Origin of the sequence: Bacillus luti (assembly GCF_001884105.1) — a bacterium.
Lineage (GTDB): Bacteria > Bacillota > Bacilli > Bacillales > Bacillaceae_G > Bacillus_A > Bacillus_A luti.
Map to the genome: position 1 here is coordinate 18,135 of NZ_MACI01000009.1, position 19,937 is coordinate 38,071.

Sequence of the window (19,937 nt, forward strand, 5' to 3'; positions counted from 1 at the left end):
TATATGCGTGCTAGAGGAGTTTTATACTATGAATTACGCGGTGGACGTTTTCCGAAGTATTGGTAGTAATCTGTACGGATAAATCCGTTAAACAACTTACGTTTCTTCGACGCATCTTTTCCGTAGCACTTCTCAAATGCTTCGTAACTTGTTAATACATATGCTGACCATGTATCTAATGGGCGGAATACTTGTCCCATTTCTTTATACAATTGCTCAACAAGTGCTTTTTCACTTAAACGTTCTCCGTATGGAGGATTCGTTACAACGTAGCCATAATCCTCTTTTGTTGTGAAATCTTTTACTTGCATTTGTTTAAATGTGATTAAATCACCTAAACCTACTTCTTCTGCGTTATCTTGAGCAACTCGAATCATACGATGATCAATATCTGATCCGATAATTTGTAATGGTTGATTGTAGTTCGCTAAATCTTCAGCTTCTTGGCGAGCTTCACGCCAGTTTTGTTTACCTACCCAGCCCCACTCATCTGATGCGAAGCCACGGTTAAATCCTGGTGCAATATTTTGTCCAATTAATGCTGCTTCAATCGGAATTGTACCTGATCCACAGAATGGATCAACAAATGGACGATCTGGCTTCCAGTTTGTTAATTTAATTAAAGACGCAGCTAATGTTTCTTTTAAAGGAGCTTCCCCTTGATCCATACGATACCCACGTTTATGAAGTCCAACACCACTCGCATCAATTGTTAATGTTGCGATATCTTTGAGCATCGCAATCTCAATACGGAATAATGGACCATCTTCTTCAAACCACGTTGTACGTTTATATGTTGTTTTTAATTTCTCAACGACAGCCTTTTTAACGATACGTTGGCAATCCGAAACACTGAATAACTCAGATTTCAGAGATTTACCGATAACAGGGAACTCTCCGTTCTCCGGAATATAATCTCCCCAGTTTAATGCTTTCGTTTTTTCAAATAGCTCATCAAATGTTGTCGCTTTAAATTCGCCAACTTTAATTTTTACACGATCCGCAGTACGTAACCATAAGTTCGTGCGACAAATCGCCTTTTCATCTGCTTCAAATGTTACTTTGCTGTTTTCTACTTGACATTCATAACCAAGATCGCGAACTTCTCGGGCAACTAACGCTTCAATACCCATTGCCGCTGTTGCAATTAAAGTAACTTTTCCCATTTACATTCACCTCTTATGTATATTCAAACAATAATTAATAGCATGTTGTCCTATTAATCATTACATTTTACGAAACATTTTCTCATTTACCATTTTAACTCATAATTTATAACTTCATACAAATAAAAAGCCCTCCTCTAACAAAGGAGAGCTGAGTTATTTCATAGTTGGTTCATAACGTTCTGTAAGCCATGTTCTGTTCCTTTGTACTGCAAACGGCCCACGCCTCGTACTCCGGTGGCAATCATCTATCTACAGGTTATACAACCTGTCCTTTCCCATCGTTCATTTCCTTGGAAAAGATTCCCCTACCATTATTTGGGTTTCTCGCTCGTGGGGTTTACCTCGTTCCACTCCTATCATTTCTTCAAGGACTTCGTCACTGTGGCACTTTAAAGGTAGTCAAACCATATCCGAAAGGACTTAGGTTTTTTCCCTGCCGTTAAACCAGCCTTACAGCCAGAATACCCTAGCTTATGAATTGGCTAGGCACGAACACTACAGCCATCTCAGGCCGTGCGAGCATGGACTTTCCTCTACAACGTTGGCGTTGCAGCGATTACCCAAACGTTATGACATCCATTAGTATAGTGGAAACAAAAAGATTTTGCAATGTTTTTTTCTATGTAAAATGCTTTAACCTTTTTATCACCAGAAATTATTCGTATAACTTACTTCCAAATACAGCTTTTTCTAAATTAGATAGACGTTTTAAAATGTCCGTATTCGTGTTGTTATATACTGGTTGTGCAACTGGTGTTTGTACAGGTTGTTGTGGAACTTGCGTTGCTACTAGTTTTTGTTCTTCTAGTTCACGCTTTAAACGAGCATTTTGTTGCTTTAATTGCTCAAATTCCTTGTGGAAAGCTTCATAATCTTTAATGATCATATCAAGAAACTTGTCTACTTCTTCTTGTTGATAACCTCTCATACCTGTTTTAAATTCTTTTTCTAAAATATCTTTCGCCGTTAATTTAATTTTATCCGAAATCATTTTCTTCACCTCAAATTTTTGCCAAAACTTTCATTAACTAAATTTTTTCAGAAACAATGCCTTTTGTCAATCAAATATACGAGTACTATATTACATATCACTCTGCATTATTCCACTGTTCCTCTTCTATTATATCTTGTAAATCAGAAAAAAGAATGAAATAACTGTGATAATTTTCTATTTCTCCTTTTTTCTTTGCCGCCTCTACAATATATTTAGGACTTCCTGGTTTTTCTTCATCATATACAGCTAAAAGAGCATCACTTTTTTCAATAAAAAATTGATTTTTTAATTTAAATTGCTCTGGGCTTTCGTACTTCCGTTTCGTGATACTATCAACATGATCTGCTTGAGAGAGAATAAATTCGTAATATTCACGACTATCTTCTTTCCAATTTTCTTCTTGTTCTAAAAACGGAGTAAATACCGCTAATTTTACATCTGGATACTCTTCTTGAATGTCAAAAACAACTTCAGCAGCCCATAGTTCAACTCCTAACTGGCCACTTATTATTACCCACTCCAAACCATCTTCTACAAAAGCAGTTAATTTACGACGCAGCGCCTTTTTTATACATTCTACTCCTGGATGATCATTTTTAAATATTCCAAGTTCAAATGGCTTATATCCTGTTACAGCAACAACTTTCATATCCACACCTCAATTACAAAAAAAGAACTAGCATTTCGCTAGTTCTAACATATCATTTACTTTTTAAACATTCCACCAACGTTTGGTCCTACATTAGGTCCGAATGGTGACACGTTTGGTCCTACATTAGGTCCAAATGGTGACACGTTCGGTCCTGGTCCGAATGGTGACACGTTCGGTCCTGGTCCGAATGGTGATATTTGATGACCGTGGTGATGATGACCATGGCCACATGGTCCACATCCGCCGCCGAATCCTGGATCGATTGGGTCCACAACATTTACATTTGAATTTGTTTGTGGGAAGAAGTTTTGGTTTTTAATTTGTTGATGATGTACATGTGTTGTATGTGTTGGAAAAATGTGTGGCACCACCGTTGTTGAAAAAGAGTGTGTTACGCATTGTTTCGTCGGATGAACGACAGGAGCAGTTGTACAAATAGGTCCTACAGGCTTATGCCCTCCAAAACAAGGATGACAATGATGCATAGTTTTTTCTCTCCTCTCTCGTTAAAAAAATCTGATTACACTTTACAGTATGAGAAAAGAGGTTAAGCCGCTTGTTATATATACCCATTTATTTCATGGAAATTTGTCTAGAACTATGTTTCATTCACAGTATGCGTAGTGGACAACACTCCATTATTATTTACCAAAAAAGCCTCCAACTTGCTTCACAATGCCGGTCACTTGATTCATCGCATTCATCATTTGTCCAGCTGTATTCATCATTTTATTCACATCATAGTTACCATCTGAGTTTTTAAATTGGGAAACAAAACTAGAAAATTGACTCGGTTGCTGTTGTTGTTTTTGTTTATTCTGCGTCGGGTACGGTTGTTTTGGTGGATAAAACATCGCTTGTTGATTTCCATAGGGAGATGGTGGTGGCATATAGTATTGTGAATTCATATAAGGTTGCTGTTGTTGTTCCATATAGGGCTGCTGCTGTTGATTCATATAAGGTTGCTGCTGTTGTTGCTGTTGATTCATAAACGACAATTCAAATGGCTGGTAATAATTTTGATTTCCATAATGAGGCTCGAAAGGATACATATTATACCGTAAATATGTATCCGTATTATATTGGTACATATCTTGCTGTGCATATGGATTAGATTGCTGATATACGTTAGATTGTTGAAACATGCATTCTCTCCTCCTTCACATAAGTTTCTACATATATAATATGTACCTGTAAAATAATTTGTGTGACGGAGTATCTGTCTATTTTTGTCGGAAGTTTAAATTTTTAAAAAATTAAGAAAGAAAACCCTTCCATGCTATGATAATGAAGAAGAAGATTCTCATGGGGGAGGAATCAACATGGTATTAGGGGATTTAAAACAAGCGTTTTCTCAAAAAAAGGGGTATGCCACAGAAAATGCAAATGAATTATTAGACTTTGCGAGACATTGGTATCTCGAAGGGAAAATATGCATTTCTGATTACCGAACTTTAATAAAAGAATTAGAAATAAATGGGGCAACAAAACCTACAACAATGACAGAGGCTTAAAAAAAACAAGAGGGTTTCCCCTCTTGTTATTTACATTGCTCAACTATATTTTGCAAAGTATACGAAATAGCTTGATGTGTTTCAAAAAATCGCTTACCTTTACCTTTATTTACAAAACATTGCAACACATTCGCTTGTAAATTATCGTATACTTGATCAATTTGCTGTACATGTATATACTTCGGCTTTTCTTCCTTAATCCACGTATAAGCTAATTCTTTCCACACCGCCAGTTCCTCATCTACCATGTTTACAAATGGTTTCATATCCTTATAAAAATCATATTCGATCATTTCTCTTTTTTTCATATTCGCTTCATTATTATACTGCATGAGTTTTTCCGAAGACTGTATTAACGCCTCATACTTCATTTCATTCCCACCTTATTATGCACTCACTACGACGTTTTGAAATGTTTTCACCCAATTCCCTTTTTCTTCGTGATGCACTAATTTATTTTCCATATGCTCAATATGCATTTCTGTTATTTCTATCTTATTGCATATATTTTCACCTTTATCCTTTAATGCATGATTCATTCTAATCCCTATATTCATTTCCAGCAAATCGAGAGAACTTAACATTTGATCCATTTTTTTCATTACATCTTCCTTCTGAACCATCGCCATATATAAAACGCCTCCTTCTTTGCTTTTCCTTTGTCATGTAATTTCGCCGCATGATTCCTCACTCCTGCTCACATGACAAAACTAGTTGTTATTCGTCAAAGAAATCATTTTGTATGTCATTTATAGAAATGGTAACAATACAAAAGGGAGGTGTATTAAGATGGCAAAGAACAAAAACGAAAAAAAGAAGAAACAAAACAAACAAAATAAACCCGAAACTGGCAATCCAAAATTAGATGGTCCAAACTTCCCTGCTACATAAAGTGAAACTTTAATCAGTGGGGAGTTGTTCATCCCCACTGATTATTAGCCTTCACCAATCAGGCTTTTACAAAAAGCTAATTTCTAAGGCATCCTTAATCTCTTATATTCATTAAGTTTTGAGATTAAATTTTTAACACACTTGGCAGGATTACTTCACATTAAGAAGTCCCGTCTTCATTTATGAAGACGGGACTTCTTTTTTATTATATCACGAACTCATCCATCCTTTTAACAAAACGATTTACGATAGAAGCCGCATAGATCTGCTCCCTCTTTCTTTTATACCATTCTGTTATATCAACTTCCCCCTTATACTCTTTCAATAAAAATAGCTCATTTATTTCTGTATCTCTACAAAACCAATCCCTCATACTTATTTCCTTATGTGCAACAGCAGGATAAACCTCTCTAAGGGGTGGCGTACAAGATTTTCTAGCTTCTCTTACATAATATTCATAATCTGCTCTTGACCCTGTGTGTATCGTTTGCAATGCAAACCTATGGAATAAACTTTTATACTTCGGATGAAATAGTAACTCTGCTAATTTCTTCCCTAGTTCTATACGCTTCTGTAATGTTTCAAATTGATAAACTGAAAAACCATACATACTCCCTTCAACGGTTGGAAAAATAACGGCACTAACATGAAACATTTCTTGCAATTTAAAAAGTGCTGTATGGAATACATGTTTTTTAAAATATGTATTCTCAATAACTGGTTTTTGAATTTTATTTTGTTCATTTATAATAAGCGCTGTCATAAGCCTATTTATATCTTTTTTCTCCCAAAAATATATCCATTCTTTTTCCATAAAAATTGATACGTCGAAATATTGTAACAAGTAAAATAGCGGCACCTGCCTCTTCTTACTTTCTTCGTATAACAATAGCTGAGGAAATGCATCTAAAAAAATAATCCAATTAGCTTCTTCATAAGTCTGAAACAAATGTTTTTTTACTATTTGAGGTAAAACAGCAGCATAATACCTCCCTTTTAAATCAGTCATATTCCATCCCGCATTTCTCGAGACCATACTCGCTAAAAAAGCCCATCTAATTTCACTATTTCTTACATAATATTCTTGATAAGACTGCGTTCGAGAAATGTTGTCCATATTAGCTATTTCTATTTCCTTCTTAATGTTGTAAACCATTGTTTTTTCTTCTTCTGTACAGACCATATTTTTACGATATTGTTTAATTTTTTCATAATCATTCCATGTAAACATGAATAAGTCATCATACCTTTCTTCAAAAAGGTCACATCTTTTTTCATTTTTTGTTATAATCACCTTTGTAAGTAATTCTTAGCAAGTTGGGAGTGGACACACTATGACCATTCGTTACCCAAATGGAAAACGGTACAATCAAGCTTCACAACCTCATAAAACACCAATTAAAAAACATACTTATAGTAATAGAGGTATGTCCCTTGAAGAGGAACTGAATGAAACAAATGAATATTACTTAACCCATAATATTGCATGTGTACATAAAAAACCGACACCTCTTCAAATTGTAAAAGTAGATTACCCCGCTCGAAGTGCTGCAGTGGTAAAAGAAGCGTATTTTAAACAACCTTCTACAACAGATTACAACGGTGTATATAAAGGGAAATACATCGATTTTGAAGCGAAAGAAACAAAAAATAAAACTAGTTTCCCACTTCAAAACTTCCACCTTCATCAAATTGAACATATGAAGCAAGTGATTGCTCATAATGGAATTGCATTTGTTATTATTAAATTTACACTTTTTGATGAACTTTATTTACTCGATGCTAAACATATTATTGCATTTTGGAATCGTCAAAATACTGGTGGACGTAAATCAATTACGAAAGAAGAAATAGAAGAGCATGGCTCTTTATTGTCATGCGGTTATCACCCTCGGATTGATTATATCCGTGTACTAGACACGGTTTATTTTTCGTGATAGAGTCATCACTAAGGCTCTTTTTTCGACTTTTGGGGGAGAGAATGAAAGGTAGGAGAAAGTATAATGTCAGATAATTATCGTTCTCGTACAGAACGAAATCATGTGAAAAATCAAAAGAAAGAAACCAATAAAGAAGAAAAACCAAAGAAAAAAGGCTCCTTTTTCAAGAAATTTCTTGTAGGTTGTCTACTTCTTGGTATCGTTGGTCTCATAGCTAGCGTTTCCGCTTTCTTTGTAATGGTAAAGGACGCTCCAAAATTAGACAAATCAAAACTTGTTAATCCTTTATCTACAAAGTTTCTTGATAAAAACGGAAATTTCTTCTATGAATATGGTGCTGAAAAACGAACCCATGTTACTTACGATCAAATTCCAAAGGTAGTTGAAAATGCATTCCTTGCGACTGAGGATTCACGCTTCTATGATCATAATGGAATTGATTTTAAACGAACTACTAAAGCAGTTATGGAAAATGTCACTGGCGGTTTCGGTTCCCAAGGTGGTAGTACGATTACACAACAAGTAGTTAAAAACTATTTTCTAACGATGGACAAAACTGCAAAACGAAAAGTGCAAGAATGGTACTTATCTTACAAATTAGAGCAACAATACTCTAAACATGAGATTTTAGAAATGTACTTAAACAAAATTAACTTAGGTAACCGTTCGTATGGTATTGCAACAGCAGCCCAAAAATATTATGCCAAAGATTTAAAAGACTTACAGTTGCATGAAGCTGCAATGCTCGCTGGTTTACCCCAAGGTCCTAATATTTATGATCCAACAAAACCAGACAACGTTGAACGAGCTACACAACGTCGTAACGTCGTATTATCATTAATGAATCGACATGGTTATATAACAAAAGATGAAATGAATAACGCAATGAAAATCCCTGTAACTGAGGGCCTTCAACCGTCTTCAGAAGTAACTGAGATGAAGTATCAAGCATTTTTAGATGCTGTTGTAAAAGAAGTTGAAAAAGAATATCCGGATGTAAATATCGGTTCAGATGGTTTAACGATTCATACAACACTTGATCAAGATGCTCAAGATTACGCTGATAAAATTATGGATGGCAATCTTATTAAATATCCGAACGATCAATTCCAAGGATCATTCGTATTTATGGATACACAATCTGGAGAAGTTCGAGCAATTGGAGCTGGGCGTAAAGAAAGTAAGTCTACTTTCAAAGGTCATAATATGGCCACTGATTTAAAACGCCAAGTCGGTTCAACAATGAAACCAATTTTCGACTACGGCCCAGCAATTGAGAATTTACAATGGTCTACATACCATCAATTAAATGACTCAGAGTATACGTATTCCAATGGTAAAAAAATACGAAATGCAACAAATAGTTACAAAGGTGACGTTTCACTACGTGAAGCTTTGAAAAAATCATTAAACATCCCTGCTTTAAAAACAGCCCAAGCGGTTGGTATTCCTAAGTCACAAGCGTTTGCTGAAGGCTTGGGTATGACATTTAAAGACGGAAAAGCATATGAATCAACAGCAATTGGTAGTAACGATAGTTCTCCATTAGCATTAGCAGGGGCGTATGCCGCATTTGGTAATGACGGTGTGTATAACAAGCCTCACTTCGTAAAAGAAGTCATCTTCCCAGACGGGAAAAAGAAAAACTTTAAACCGAAAGAACAACGTGCAATGCACGACTATACAGCTTACATGGTGACTGACGTTCTTCGCGACGTAGTAAAACCTGGTTCTGGTGGTACAGGTCCAACAGCATACGTTTCAGGTGTTGATGTAGCCGGTAAAACAGGGACACAAAACTTTGATGAAGACGTTATTAAAAAATATGGCATTCCAGCTGATGCAAACAGAGATAGCTGGTTCGCTGGATATTCACCGCAATATACAATGGCTGTTTGGACTGGTTACGAAAAAGATGGTCCAGAAAATTACATTGGCGATCGCTCTACTAAAATTGCGCAACAAATGTTCCAAGTAATGATGAGCAAATTCGCTACAGATAGCTCTCGTTTCGAACGCCCTTCTTCTGTACAAGAATTAAATGGTGAATTGTACGTAAAAGGTGCTAAGAAAGATGCAGTGAAACAAATTAAAGTAGATGCACCTAGTGGTCTTAATGTCACTTTCGATGGCGCTAGCACTGTTACATTAAAATGGTCTGGCCCAGCAGAAGTTGATGCATATGCAGCAAGCTATAAAGCGACTGACGGTTCAAGTGGTAGCCTATCAATAAGTGGTACAACAGCTACTCTTGGTGGTATTAAACCAGGTGTTACTTACAGCTTCTCTGTGGTAGCGAAAAAAGGTACTGGAACAAGCCCTGCAGTTGGTGCATCCTTCACTGCCCCTGGCGGAACTCCAGCTCCAGATACTAAGAAAGCTGAAGATGAGGCTAAGAAAAAGGCTGAAGATGAAGCTAAGAAAAAAGCTGAAGATGAACAGAAAAAAGCTAATGAAGACAAACTAAAACAAGAAGAAGCTCAAAAGAAAGCCGCTGAAGAACAGCGCAAACAACAAGAACAGCAGCAGCAACAGCAAGAGCAACAACGTAAACAGCAAGAAGAAGCTCAAAAGAAAGCTGAAGATGAGGCAAGAAAAAAAGCTGAAGATGAGGCTAAGAAAAAAGCTGAAGATGAAGCTAAGAAAAAGGCTGAAGAAGAGCGCAAACAACAAGAACAGCAACAACAACAAGATACTGGAGGAGATCCTACTCCTCACGCAGACGGAAGTGTTGTTACAACAGAGTCTTAATAAACAAAAAAGAAGTCCATTTCTCTTAATGAGAAATGGACTTCTTTTTTGTTATCATTTTCTTTACATATAGCTTTTCTATTTCGATATACAACTGTGCTAATTGAATGTAAGAATGATAATTACTCGGTTTTTTTATAATAAATGAATATCTCTCCATAAAATTAACAGGTTGCACTTCCAATTTATTCGTATAAACTTCCATATCATTTAAACTATGAACAGGTTGCTCATTTAGCCAGCATAGAATCGATAACAAATGCGCTGCAAAAAGAATCATTGGACTCTCAGCTTCTTGCTTTTTTCTGTTTCGAAACAGTGTAGCAATTTCTTCATGCTTGTTTTTCCATACATTCAACATCGCAGGAATACTTTTTTCAATTTCATTCCATGGCTCATATTGTCTTTCAATGTCAAATATAAAGTAAGTATTTTGTATTATTTCTTCAAAAGATTGTTCTATATTATACGCAATCGAATTTACGCCTTCTTTAAAAAATGGTACGTATCGAAATTCTTTCGGTATTTCTATAACTCGCTCCATCCTTTAGTTCCCCTTCATTCTCTTCTTTCCCTCTCGACATACTTCTAGCAATCGGCACTCTTCACATTGTGGTCGCTGCGCTTTACAGTGATAACGTCCAAAGAAAATCATTCGGTGATGTGTAACGCTCCACTCATCCATCGGAATTTTCTTCATTAACGTTTTTTCCACTTCTAATACAGAGTCTTTCCATCTACAAATTGCTAATCGTTTACTCACCCGTTCCACATGCGTATCAACAGCAATTGCAGGCATTCCAAATGCTACTGATACGACAACATTTGCTGTCTTTCTTCCTACACCTGGTAATTTCGTAAGTTCATCGCGGTCCCTTGGTACTTCTCCATTATAATCATCTAATAACATTTGGCTTAGCTTTTGAATATTTTTTGCTTTGTTTCTATACAATCCAATAGAGCGTATATCTTGTTGTAATTCTTCTAGAGAAACACTTAAATAATCTTCTGGTGTTTTATATTTTTGAAATAAATTTTTCGTCACCTTATTTACAAGTGCATCTGTACATTGTGCAGATAATGCCACCGCGATTACAAGTTCAAACGGATTATCATGAATTAATTCACAATGTGCTTCTGGATACATATCCGCCATTGTGTCTAAACAATAACGAATTTGTGTTTTATTTAACATATACTTCCTCCTACATTACTGCTCCAACCAATTATAAAAAGGCACTTTCCCAGTAAATTTCGTCTCTTGTTTCGTCGTTTGTTGCGTTCGTTGCTGATTTGCTCTAAATTTCCGCCCTTGATTTTGAGCTTGATCTACTGTTTTAATGCCATTCTTTTTCCACTCAAATAAAATACGGTCAATATATCGGAAATTCAACTTACCACTCATCACAGCTTCCCTAAGAGCCGCTTGAATTAAATTCGGATGATGTTCATCTTGATCTTCCCACATTCCTAACGTTTCACATTCAAATGGCGAAAGTGGTCTTCCAAATTCTTTTTCAAACACTGTATATAAATTGACTTGCATCTGTTTTTTTTCTTTTTGTTCTTCCTCTATTGATTCATCCATTAAGAAATGCAATATTTTTTCCCATAACGGTTGTAATGAATAACTTTCGCACATCATCGCTTCTGATCTTTGTCCACCTTCTAGTGATAAAAAACCTTTTTGAATCAATGCCTGAATTACTTCCATACATTTCATTTCCGTTATCGTCATCCGTTCTGAAATCTCTGAAGGAGTCGGAAACGAATTACCCGATTCTAAAAATGTGTGCACATGAAGTACAACCATAAATTCCGTCTCATTTAAACCTAATTTTTTATAATGCATCATTAGCAATTTTGGAATTGCAATACTTCCCTGCTCAAACCACTGTAACATCATTTTCTTTTTCATCACCAAACACCTCGCTCTCTAGTATAACACACCTTTCGCTATTTCTTTTTGCCACAATTCGTCAAAAAAACCTTCCTATTATGTAGGAAGGTTTTTTGTATTACATGAATAAAATATACGATTAAGCTTGCACTTTACTTTTCATGAACGTATGAATGCGTTCTAGTGCTTTTTCTACTTGTTCAAGAGATGTCGCATATGATAAACGGACGTTATTTGGAGCCCCAAATCCTGTACCTGGTACAAGTGCTACTTTTTCCTCTTCTAATAAAGCTTTTGCCCACTCGTCAACTGTATCATATCCTGATAAAGCTACAGCTTCCTTCACGTTAGGGAATAAGTAAAATGCACCTTGTGGCTTAATACAAGTAAAGCCAGGGATTTGAATTAATTTATCATAAATAATGTTTAATCTTTCTTCAAACGCTTGACGCATTATTTCTACAGGTTGTTGTGAGCCTGCATATGCCGCAATCGCGCCGTATTGAGCGATTGAAGTAGGGTTTGACGTACTATGACTTGCTAAGTTCGTCATCGCTTTAATAAGCTGCTTATTTCCTGCTGCATATCCAATACGCCATCCTGTCATAGAATGAGATTTAGATACACCATTAATAATTAGGGTTTGTTCTTTTAATGCATTAGAAAGCTGGGCAATTGAAGTATATTCTGCACCACCATAAATTAACTTCTCATAAATTTCATCTGAAACGATTAAAATATTGTGTTCCAAACATACTTCTCCAAGCTGTTGTAATTCTTCTTTGCTGTAAATCATTCCTGTTGGATTGCTCGGTGAATTAATAATAACTGCTTTCGTTTTTTCTGTAATTGCCTCACGTAGCTGCTTTGCTGTAATTTTGTACTCATTGTCTTCTAGACCTTCTACATAAACCGGATTACCGCCAGCAAGCTTTACTTGTTCTGGATAACTTACCCAGTAAGGAGTTGGGATGATAACTTCATCTCCCTCATCAAGTAATACTTGGAATAATGTATATAGTGCATGTTTTGCACCATTACACACAATAATCTCAGATGGATCATACTTAATGCCTTGATCGCGCGTAAATTTCTTCACAATTTCTTGCTTTAACGCTTGCAAACCACCTGTTGGTGTATATTTCGTATGTCCTTCTAACATCGCTTTATGCGCCGCTTCCATAATATGCTCTGGTGTATTAAAGTCAGGTTCCCCTGCTCCTAATGCAATTACATCATGACCTTCTGCTTTTAATGCTTGTGCCTTTGCTGTAATTTCTAAAGTTGAAGACGGTGTTAAAGCAGCTACTCGCTTTGCTAATTTCATTTGTGGTTCCCCCTACATCTATTTTTCAATGCTGTAATGTGCAGCATATTCCCCATTTTGAAATTCTAGATAATAATACGTATAACGATCTTCCTGATCAATATATGTAATTTCCCACAACGGAATATCGTTTTCAGCACCTAATTTTACTTTGACAATTTGTTTTGGCTTCGGCTTCGGCTCATCGCCTTTTCCAGTTGCTTGGTCTGCCAATCTTTGTAAAGCCTCTTTTTCAGAAATGCCTTCACTCTTTTTCTTCACAAGAACATTTCCTTTTTTATCAGGTACCCAAACAATAGTTGCTTCTCCTTTTTCATCTGTACCTTGTACGACTGTATATGAAGATTTTCCGTTATAATAATCAACTGATTTTACCTTTGTAAGCTTTGCTTTTTCTTTAGCAATTTCTACAGATTTTGATTCTTTTGGAATTTTCTTTTCCATCGTTTTATTATAAACATACGCCCCGTATATTCCGCTAGCAACGATAACGATAATGATTGCAAAGATCCACTTTTTCATTGTATCACTACGTTCTGTAAATGGTAAATACAGCTGTTTCTTTGTCTTTTTCGTCTAATGCTAATCCGAACATAAGGTCCTGCTCTTTTAACGTACGATTCAAACTATCAACAATTTTATACAAATCAGACGAATACTTAATACGCGTCGTTGATAGTACTTCGATTTTCTTCTCCATGAAAAAACTCCTCCGTTACACAAAAATTTCTAATTATAGAAGAACGCAATGCGGTTACAATAAGAGTACATTCTTTACAACCCCTGCTTCATCACCCATCTATTATAGCAGGACATGTACAGCAAAAAAAGGTTTCAAGTCGAAAACCAATACATTTTGTATACAAGAAGTAAGAAAAATAAAATTCCTCCTACCCACATTTTTTACGCCTGAAGTTTCTAAATACTTCAGGCGTATTTTTCTTCCAAAATTTATCAACTTAATGGTTCTTCTAATTGTACTAGTAATTCTTCTAATGGCCCCTCATACAGCGGGACATTCGGAATAGATTGTAAAAATCGTTTTCCATAGGAAGAACTCGTCAAACGACGATCTAACACTACTACGGTTCCCGTGTCTGTACTCGTTCGAATTAAACGTCCGAACCCTTGTTTAAAACGCAATATTGCTTGTGGGAGCGCTAATTTAGCGAATACATCCTCACCTTGATTTTTTAACCATTCACCTTTCGCTTCCATCATTGGCTGATGAGGAGGTGTAAACGGAAGACGGACAATGACTAGACAACTTAAGGCATCTCCCGGAATATCTACCCCTTCCCAAAAACTACTTGTACCTAACAAAATCGATTTGTCGAACTCTTGAAACTTTCGAATTAAACGGCTTCGACTTCTATTATTCACACTTTGCGTTAATAATAAATAACCTTCTAATTCATCATTATTTTTCAAATTCGTATAGGCTTCTTTCAACATTTCATACGAAGTAAATAATACGAGCATTCTACCTTTTGTAGTTTTCGCTATCTTTGCAATATGTGCCGATACAGATTCAATATATTCCTCATTACTTACTTTCTTAATAAAAGGCACATCCGTTGAAACCATTAATTTCATTTGTTCATCATAACGAAATGGCGATGGAACCTTTAATGTGTTTGGAGCAAAATCATGTAAACCAAGCTCCTCTTTTATATAATCAAATGTATCGTTAACTGTTAATGTCGCTGATGTAAAAATAACACTCTTTTTCTCCGTTAAAAATTCATCAGCAAATCTTTCACCAATATGAACAGGTTGCGCATATAAAACAGTCGAATGAATCGTCCCTTTCGTTTCCGTCTCCATCCAAGTTACATATGCATTTTTTTCTAATACGAGTAACTGTAATGATTCTGCCATCTTTCTCAGTAACTCAATTAAATGCATAAATTCACCCGTAACAACGTGCATCTCCCATTCTAACTTACTTTGCAATATATCCACTTGTTTCTCAAGATTCGTCACTAGTCTTCTTAATTCATATACAAAACGATTTGTTAATTCAACAATACTATCCCACAACTTACCTTTCTCTACTTCTGTGTTATATCGATATATGAGTGGCATATTGTTTGGTCCTTGCTCTTGCTTCGTTTGTTTAAATATAAAAGCGCGTAGCATTTGAAATAGTTCATCCGCATCAAATTTTAGTTCCTTCAAACTATGACTTATCATACGGAAAGTCGAACGAGATGCTTGCTCTGACTTTTTCATCATTTTATATACTTTAGACAGCACATCATCCGTTTCTAGTGTACCAAGACGAGATAAAATCAATTGAAAATACATACAGGAGAACTGCTCACCTAATGTTCTACTCGCGGCCTCTTCAATATGATGAGCTTCATCAAAAATAATATGTTCGCATGAAGCAAATAATGGTTCTTCACTTGAAAAATCTTGGAATAATAACGCATGATTTGTAATAACGATATCTGCAAATAAAGCTTTATTCTTTGCTCGCTGGTAAAAACAACGACTAAACCAATTACTTTGCATACCGCCCGGGCTATATGCGTCACTACAAATACGATTCCATAGTAACTTTCCACCCTCAGGAATATTTAATTCGTCACGATCACCCGTTTCAGTTTGCAATAACCAAACTAAAATCTTCGCCTTCGTAAGTGCCATATCATAATTTTTCTCTTCCTCTTGCAAAGCATACTCAAATTTATGTAAACAAAGATAATGCTTTCTTCCCTTTAGAAGAGCTACCTCAAATACAAATGGCATTATTTTTTGTAATAACGGAATTTCTTTTTCCAATATTTGTTGTTGGAGTTGTACCGTCTGTGTACTGATAATGACAGGTTCTTCTTTTTTCTTTGCAAAATAAAGACTAGGAAGTAAATAAGCAAGCGTTTTTCCAGTCCCTGTACCCGCTTCAATAAGAGAAAAACGAGAATCTCTTAACGCCGTATATATCTCTTTCATCATCATTTGCTGACTTTCTCTTCTTTCAAACTTTGGCATATGTAATTCCAGTTTATCCATCGTTTTATTCAAGAAAGCATCAAACTTTAATGAACATGTTTCTCCAATGCTTAAAGAATAGTTCCGTTTTCGCAGCGCAATATTTCGATGTACTTCATACTCTGCTATCTCTTCTTTACCGTGCATTACTTTCTTTAAAATATTTTCAGAAAGCACATCAGCTATATCACTTTGGAATACATCGCTTAATTCATAAAGCGATTGTAACGTGACAAGTGGTAACTTTTCAATTTCATTTAAAAATTGTAAAAACAATTCCGCTGTTGCAAGAGCATCACTATCCGCACGGTGTGGTTGATCATGCTCGAGTTCATGTTTTTTAGCTAAATCACGTAATTTATAACTATCAGCTGTTGGCAAAAGAATTTGGGCCAATTCAACCGTATCGATTTTCGGACAATGTATTTCTGTATATCCAGCTTGTCTTAATTCTTCATTTAAAAAATTCCAATCAAAGTGAACATTATGCGCAACGAAAGCCGCACCTTGTAATAGCTCAACAATCATCGGGGCTACATCTTGAAATAACGGGGCTTGTTTTACAAGACTTTCATCAATCCCTGTTAATTCTGTAATAAATGGTGGGATTTCTCTCTTTGGGTTAACAAAAGACGAAAAAATCTCCAATATCTCTCCATCTTCTACTACAACAGCTGCAATTTGGGTAATTTTATCCTTCCCATCTTTCCAGGAGTTCCCTGTCGTCTCTAAATCAACAACGACATAACGCTTACTCATATATGTAACACCTCAATTTCTTACCTATCAAACACAAAAATTATATAATGTTACTATACCACGTTTTATCTCATCTTAATGAAAAGATGCACAAAAAAGCTACCTCTGTAATAGAGATAGCCTTTCCTACTATAATATCGTACCTGCTTTTTCAGCACCTAACATTTCAATAATTTGATTCTGATCGTCTAACACTGCAATTTTTGGTTCTTGTTTATGAACCTCTTCTTCCGTAACTAGGCCATAACAAATAATAATTACTTTGTCTCCTGGTTGTACAAGCCTTGCCGCAGCACCGTTTAAACAAACAACACCACTACCACGTTCCCCTTTAATAACGTATGTCTCTAAACGAGCTCCATTATTATTATTTACAATTTGTACTTTTTCGTTTTCTACAATATTTACTGCATCCATTAAATCTTCATCAATTGTAATACTACCTACATAATTTAAATTTGCTTCCGTTACTGTTGCACGATGTAACTTCGCTCTCATCATTGTGCGAAACATAGATGCTCCCCCTTATTTAACTGTTAATGTTATATTGTCAATTAATCGTACATTTTCAAACTTAACTGCAATCGCTAAAATGATTCGTCCTTCAAGTTTATCTATTATTTCCAATGAAGGATATGCATATAAATCTACATAATCTACATTGCCTTTCGTATGCGTCTCGATATGCTCTTTCACTAGATTTGTAATGATTTCCGGATTACGTTCGCCCGCCTCAATTCTTTCTTTCGCTATACATAGACTGCGGTATAAATGAGGAACCTCTGCACGCTCTTCTTGTGATAAATACACGTTACGAGAACTTTTCGCTAATCCGTCTTCTTCTCTTACGATATCGACTGGCACAATCGTAACTGGAATATTAAAATCAGTTACAAATCCTTCAATTACAGCCACTTGCTGTGCATCTTTCATACCAAAATAAGCACGCGTTGGCAATGTAATATTAAATAATTTCATTAGTACAGTCGCAACACCAGCGAAATGACCAGGTCTTTGTTTGCCGCATAATACATCAGTACGCTTCACAACTTCTACTATTGTCGTTTGTTCTGCTGGATACATTTCTTCTACGCTCGGATAAAATAAATAATCTACACCGTTCTCTTTTGCTACATTCTCATCCCTATCAATATCACGAGGGTATCGATCTAAATCTTCATTCGGTCCAAACTGTAGCGGATTAACAAACACGCTTAAAACTACAATTTCATTTTCTTCTCTTGCCTTACGTAATAAAGTAGCATGACCTTCATGTAAATACCCCATCGTTGGAACAAAACCAATACTTTTTCCACTTGCATGCAGTTCGCTCGTAATTTGCTGCATCTCTTGCACTGTAGTTACGATTTTCATTATTGTTTTCCTCCGTATAACGCTAAGCATTCTTCCTCTTTCATTGTGAACGAATGTTTTTCTTCAGGAAATTGCTTTGCCTTTACTTCCGCAACATATTGCGAAATGCCTCGCACAATCTCCTCCTGAACAGACGTATATTGTTTCACAAACTTCGGAACACGCTTTACGCCATATGATATAAGATCGTGGTATACAAGAACTTGCCCATCTACTTTCTGTCCTGCTCCAATGCCAATTGTAGGAATTGTTAGTTGCTTCGAAATTAGTTCTGCTAACTGCATAGGCACACATTCTAATACAAGCGCTATCGCACCAGCTTCCTCACATTTCTTCGCATCTTCAATTAATTTTTTTGCACTTTCAGCATCTTTTCCTTGTACTTTATATCCACCCAATACTCCTACAGATTGAGGGGTTAAACCTAAATGTGCTACAACAGGAATTCCTGCATTCGTCAAATAGTGAATCGTTGATATCACTTCTCCAGCACCTTCTACTTTCAGTGCATGCGCCCCACTCTCTTGAACGATACGGCGTGCATTCACCATCGTTTCTTGTAATGATACGTGATAAGACATAAACGGCATATCAGTTACAATAAATGTTTCTTTTGCTCCGCGGCGTACAGCTTTCGTATGATGAATCATATCCTCTACTGTTACAGGTACTGTTGAATCGTATCCGAGTACAACCATCCCAAGAGAATCTCCAACTAAAATCATATCAACTTCAGCTTCTTCTGCTAATTGAGCAGAAGGATAATCATACGCCGTTAGCATTGTAATCGGCTCACCTTGCTCTTTCATCTTCAAAAAATCTGTTTTTGTTTTCAAAAACTACTCCTCCTTTATGCAGGAGAGAGGAGATGGCCGAAATCATATAAAAAACCCCTCTGGCCATAAAAGGGCAGAAGGGTTGTGTGTTAGTCGGCATTATTCATCCCTCTGTCCCAGTCCGTTATTGGATCAAGGCAGAATCCAAGTTATTATTTTTCGTATTGCTTCGAATCATGGTGCAGTTCGCTCTGATACTGCCCACATTCGAACTAATTATAGCAAACTCCAAAAAGGAATTGCTACATTTTTTCGAAAAAATAATTTTTTATTCCTATTACGGTATGTGAAATTTCCATAAATAACTCAAATTATAAAAAGATAAATAGCTTTGTTTACATACATCGTATAACTCTTTCAATAATGATGCAGGTTAATTGAGGAAACATACTTACAAAAGGAGAATTACGAATGTCTATGAACAAATGGTTATTTCGATTCATCTGTTTGCTTGTGATGATTATAGGGATAATAACTTTTAGCTCCTTCCATGCATTTGCCTCCGTTAACGTCGTAACACAACCTGCTGAGCCAGCGAAAGTGATTGAAGTCGAGCTAAACGATGATTACTTTAAGCCAAACGTCATCACGATTCCGATTGACGAATCAACAACATTGCTATTGAAAAATAAAGGTAAAAACGAGCACACCTTTACAGTAAAAAAACTCGACGTTGACGTCGTAGTCGAGCCAGGGAAAGAAAAAAACATTACCGTGAAACCTAAAAATACCGGTACATATGAATTAATATGCCGATACCATCTCCTTAAAGGAATGGAGGGCAAAGTAATCGTCAAATAACATGCATGGCCAACTAGACGAATTTATTATCA

At 36.0% G+C, this 19,937-nt stretch carries 23 protein-coding genes and 1 other RNA gene; 5 read left to right on the forward strand and 19 right to left on the reverse strand.

Going from position 1 to position 19,937, the window contains the following annotated elements; translation table 11 throughout:
• Positions 1-26 precede the first annotated feature (26 nt).
• The 6 genes from BAQ48_RS01640 to BAQ48_RS01665 all read right to left on the reverse strand — a co-directional run bounded on the left by BAQ48_RS01640 (position 27) and on the right by BAQ48_RS01665 (position 3,960).
• Complete coding sequence (locus tag BAQ48_RS01640) at positions 27-1,166, reverse strand: THUMP domain-containing class I SAM-dependent RNA methyltransferase (RefSeq protein WP_000521229.1); 1,140 nt, start codon at positions 1,164-1,166, stop codon at positions 27-29.
• Between the two features lie 180 nt (positions 1,167-1,346).
• Positions 1,347-1,737, reverse strand: an RNA gene (gene rnpB, locus BAQ48_RS01645) — RNase P RNA component class B.
• Positions 1,738-1,824: 87 nt separating this feature from the next.
• A complete protein-coding gene (gene gpsB / locus BAQ48_RS01650; RefSeq protein ID WP_000622432.1) occupies positions 1,825-2,160 on the reverse strand; it encodes a cell division regulator GpsB in 336 nt (111 codons plus the stop codon).
• Between the two features lie 97 nt (positions 2,161-2,257).
• Complete coding sequence (locus BAQ48_RS01655) at positions 2,258-2,812, reverse strand: SLOG family protein (protein WP_071709747.1); 555 nt, start codon at positions 2,810-2,812, stop codon at positions 2,258-2,260.
• A 56-nt stretch (positions 2,813-2,868) separates the two neighbouring features.
• A complete protein-coding gene (locus BAQ48_RS01660; RefSeq protein WP_071709748.1) occupies positions 2,869-3,300 on the reverse strand; it encodes a CotD family spore coat protein in 432 nt (143 codons plus the stop codon).
• A 156-nt stretch (positions 3,301-3,456) separates the two neighbouring features.
• A complete protein-coding gene (locus tag BAQ48_RS01665) occupies positions 3,457-3,960 on the reverse strand; it encodes a YppG family protein (RefSeq protein WP_071709749.1) in 504 nt (167 codons plus the stop codon).
• A gap of 177 nt (positions 3,961-4,137) precedes the next feature.
• Between BAQ48_RS01665 and BAQ48_RS01670 the strand changes: the two genes are divergently transcribed.
• A complete protein-coding gene (locus tag BAQ48_RS01670; RefSeq protein ID WP_071709750.1) occupies positions 4,138-4,329 on the forward strand; it encodes a YppF family protein in 192 nt (63 codons plus the stop codon).
• Positions 4,330-4,355: 26 nt separating this feature from the next.
• Here the strand turns inward: BAQ48_RS01670 and BAQ48_RS01675 are convergent, their stop codons facing one another.
• Both BAQ48_RS01675 and BAQ48_RS01680 read right to left on the reverse strand, forming a co-directional pair.
• Positions 4,356-4,700 (reverse strand): YppE family protein, encoded by a 345-nt coding sequence (locus BAQ48_RS01675; RefSeq protein ID WP_071709751.1) that lies wholly within the window; start codon positions 4,698-4,700, stop codon positions 4,356-4,358.
• A gap of 15 nt (positions 4,701-4,715) precedes the next feature.
• On the reverse strand, positions 4,716-4,958 hold the full coding sequence (locus BAQ48_RS01680; RefSeq protein ID WP_001252037.1) for a hypothetical protein: 243 nt from the start codon (positions 4,956-4,958) through the stop codon (positions 4,716-4,718).
• Between the two features lie 85 nt (positions 4,959-5,043).
• On the opposite strand from BAQ48_RS01680, the gene BAQ48_RS26620 reads away from it, so the two are divergent.
• Positions 5,044-5,220 (forward strand): phage portal protein, encoded by a 177-nt coding sequence (locus tag BAQ48_RS26620; protein ID WP_079999533.1) that lies wholly within the window; start codon positions 5,044-5,046, stop codon positions 5,218-5,220.
• 205 nt (positions 5,221-5,425) lie between these two features.
• On the opposite strand, the gene BAQ48_RS01685 is transcribed toward BAQ48_RS26620, so the two are convergent.
• Positions 5,426-6,451 (reverse strand): DUF2515 domain-containing protein, encoded by a 1,026-nt coding sequence (locus tag BAQ48_RS01685; protein ID WP_071709800.1) that lies wholly within the window; start codon positions 6,449-6,451, stop codon positions 5,426-5,428.
• Positions 6,452-6,554: 103 nt separating this feature from the next.
• On the opposite strand from BAQ48_RS01685, the gene recU reads away from it, so the two are divergent.
• On the forward strand, positions 6,555-7,157 hold the full coding sequence (recU, locus tag BAQ48_RS01690) for a Holliday junction resolvase RecU (RefSeq protein WP_000155592.1): 603 nt from the start codon (positions 6,555-6,557) through the stop codon (positions 7,155-7,157).
• A 66-nt stretch (positions 7,158-7,223) separates the two neighbouring features.
• On the forward strand, positions 7,224-9,911 hold the full coding sequence (locus BAQ48_RS01695) for a penicillin-binding protein 1A (protein ID WP_071709752.1): 2,688 nt from the start codon (positions 7,224-7,226) through the stop codon (positions 9,909-9,911).
• Between the two features lie 25 nt (positions 9,912-9,936).
• On the opposite strand, the gene BAQ48_RS01700 is transcribed toward BAQ48_RS01695, so the two are convergent.
• The 10 genes from BAQ48_RS01700 to panB all read right to left on the reverse strand — a co-directional run bounded on the left by BAQ48_RS01700 (position 9,937) and on the right by panB (position 19,104).
• A complete protein-coding gene (locus BAQ48_RS01700; protein WP_071709753.1) occupies positions 9,937-10,455 on the reverse strand; it encodes a YpoC family protein in 519 nt (172 codons plus the stop codon).
• Between the two features lie 3 nt (positions 10,456-10,458).
• Positions 10,459-11,106 (reverse strand): endonuclease III, encoded by a 648-nt coding sequence (gene nth / locus BAQ48_RS01705; protein ID WP_071709754.1) that lies wholly within the window; start codon positions 11,104-11,106, stop codon positions 10,459-10,461.
• Positions 11,107-11,121: 15 nt separating this feature from the next.
• The gene (gene dnaD, locus BAQ48_RS01710; RefSeq protein ID WP_071709755.1) at positions 11,122-11,829 is read right to left on the reverse strand and encodes a DNA replication protein DnaD; all 708 of its coding nucleotides are present in this window, start codon (positions 11,827-11,829) and stop codon (positions 11,122-11,124) included.
• Between the two features lie 121 nt (positions 11,830-11,950).
• Positions 11,951-13,138, reverse strand: coding sequence for an aspartate transaminase AspB (gene aspB / locus BAQ48_RS01715; RefSeq protein WP_071709756.1), 1,188 nt, complete (start codon positions 13,136-13,138; stop codon positions 11,951-11,953).
• Positions 13,139-13,156: 18 nt separating this feature from the next.
• On the reverse strand, positions 13,157-13,660 hold the full coding sequence (locus BAQ48_RS01720; RefSeq protein ID WP_071709757.1) for a cell wall elongation regulator TseB-like domain-containing protein: 504 nt from the start codon (positions 13,658-13,660) through the stop codon (positions 13,157-13,159).
• Between the two features lie 7 nt (positions 13,661-13,667).
• Positions 13,668-13,838 carry a YpmA family protein gene (locus BAQ48_RS01725; RefSeq protein WP_000412179.1) on the reverse strand — a complete coding sequence of 57 codons (171 nt, stop codon included), beginning with the start codon at positions 13,836-13,838 and terminating at the stop codon, positions 13,668-13,670.
• Positions 13,839-14,092: 254 nt separating this feature from the next.
• Positions 14,093-16,894 carry an ATP-dependent DNA helicase DinG gene (gene dinG, locus BAQ48_RS01730; RefSeq protein WP_071709758.1) on the reverse strand — a complete coding sequence of 934 codons (2,802 nt, stop codon included), beginning with the start codon at positions 16,892-16,894 and terminating at the stop codon, positions 14,093-14,095.
• A 129-nt stretch (positions 16,895-17,023) separates the two neighbouring features.
• Positions 17,024-17,407: an aspartate 1-decarboxylase gene (gene panD, locus BAQ48_RS01735; protein WP_000490187.1), complete on the reverse strand. Its 384-nt coding sequence runs from the start codon at positions 17,405-17,407 to the stop codon at positions 17,024-17,026.
• 12 nt (positions 17,408-17,419) lie between these two features.
• Positions 17,420-18,268, reverse strand: a complete 849-nt coding sequence (panC, locus tag BAQ48_RS01740) for a pantoate--beta-alanine ligase (protein ID WP_071709759.1) — start codon at positions 18,266-18,268, stop codon at positions 17,420-17,422.
• Complete coding sequence (gene panB, locus BAQ48_RS01745) at positions 18,268-19,104, reverse strand: 3-methyl-2-oxobutanoate hydroxymethyltransferase (protein ID WP_071709760.1); 837 nt, start codon at positions 19,102-19,104, stop codon at positions 18,268-18,270. Before panB ends, panC begins: the two co-directional genes overlap by 1 nt.
• 411 nt (positions 19,105-19,515) lie before the next feature.
• Here panB and BAQ48_RS01755 point away from each other — a divergent pair, with 411 nt between their 5' ends.
• On the forward strand, positions 19,516-19,905 hold the full coding sequence (locus tag BAQ48_RS01755) for a cupredoxin domain-containing protein (protein ID WP_071709762.1): 390 nt from the start codon (positions 19,516-19,518) through the stop codon (positions 19,903-19,905).
• Positions 19,906-19,937 lie beyond the last annotated feature (32 nt).

Excerpts from the sequence above, each read along its gene's own strand:
- BAQ48_RS01685 (WP_071709800.1), bottom strand. The coding sequence starts at position 6,451 with ATGTTTACATGGAATGATTATGAAAAAATTAAACAATATCGTAAAAAT.
- panC (WP_071709759.1), bottom strand. The coding sequence starts at position 18,268 with ATGAAAATCGTAACTACAGTGCAAGAGATGCAGCAAATTACGAGCGAA.
- dinG (WP_071709758.1), bottom strand. The coding sequence starts at position 16,894 with ATGAGTAAGCGTTATGTCGTTGTTGATTTAGAGACGACAGGGAACTCC.
- BAQ48_RS01660 (WP_071709748.1), bottom strand. The coding sequence starts at position 3,300 with ATGCATCATTGTCATCCTTGTTTTGGAGGGCATAAGCCTGTAGGACCT.
- dnaD (WP_071709755.1), bottom strand. The coding sequence starts at position 11,829 with ATGAAAAAGAAAATGATGTTACAGTGGTTTGAGCAGGGAAGTATTGCA.
- panD (WP_000490187.1), bottom strand. The coding sequence starts at position 17,407 with ATGTTTCGCACAATGATGAGAGCGAAGTTACATCGTGCAACAGTAACG.
- aspB (WP_071709756.1), bottom strand. The coding sequence starts at position 13,138 with ATGAAATTAGCAAAGCGAGTAGCTGCTTTAACACCGTCTTCAACTTTA.
- BAQ48_RS01665 (WP_071709749.1), bottom strand. The coding sequence starts at position 3,960 with ATGTTTCAACAATCTAACGTATATCAGCAATCTAATCCATATGCACAG.
- recU (WP_000155592.1), top strand. The coding sequence starts at position 6,555 with ATGACCATTCGTTACCCAAATGGAAAACGGTACAATCAAGCTTCACAA.
- BAQ48_RS01720 (WP_071709757.1), bottom strand. The coding sequence starts at position 13,660 with ATGAAAAAGTGGATCTTTGCAATCATTATCGTTATCGTTGCTAGCGGA.
- gpsB (WP_000622432.1), bottom strand. The coding sequence starts at position 2,160 with ATGATTTCGGATAAAATTAAATTAACGGCGAAAGATATTTTAGAAAAA.
- BAQ48_RS01695 (WP_071709752.1), top strand. The coding sequence starts at position 7,224 with ATGTCAGATAATTATCGTTCTCGTACAGAACGAAATCATGTGAAAAAT.
- BAQ48_RS01700 (WP_071709753.1), bottom strand. The coding sequence starts at position 10,455 with ATGGAGCGAGTTATAGAAATACCGAAAGAATTTCGATACGTACCATTT.
- BAQ48_RS01725 (WP_000412179.1), bottom strand. The coding sequence starts at position 13,838 with ATGGAGAAGAAAATCGAAGTACTATCAACGACGCGTATTAAGTATTCG.
- BAQ48_RS01640 (WP_000521229.1), bottom strand. The coding sequence starts at position 1,166 with ATGGGAAAAGTTACTTTAATTGCAACAGCGGCAATGGGTATTGAAGCG.
- BAQ48_RS01755 (WP_071709762.1), top strand. The coding sequence starts at position 19,516 with ATGTCTATGAACAAATGGTTATTTCGATTCATCTGTTTGCTTGTGATG.
- nth (WP_071709754.1), bottom strand. The coding sequence starts at position 11,106 with ATGTTAAATAAAACACAAATTCGTTATTGTTTAGACACAATGGCGGAT.
- BAQ48_RS01655 (WP_071709747.1), bottom strand. The coding sequence starts at position 2,812 with ATGAAAGTTGTTGCTGTAACAGGATATAAGCCATTTGAACTTGGAATA.
- BAQ48_RS01675 (WP_071709751.1), bottom strand. The coding sequence starts at position 4,700 with ATGAAGTATGAGGCGTTAATACAGTCTTCGGAAAAACTCATGCAGTAT.
- BAQ48_RS01680 (WP_001252037.1), bottom strand. The coding sequence starts at position 4,958 with ATGGCGATGGTTCAGAAGGAAGATGTAATGAAAAAAATGGATCAAATG.
- BAQ48_RS01670 (WP_071709750.1), top strand. The coding sequence starts at position 4,138 with ATGGTATTAGGGGATTTAAAACAAGCGTTTTCTCAAAAAAAGGGGTAT.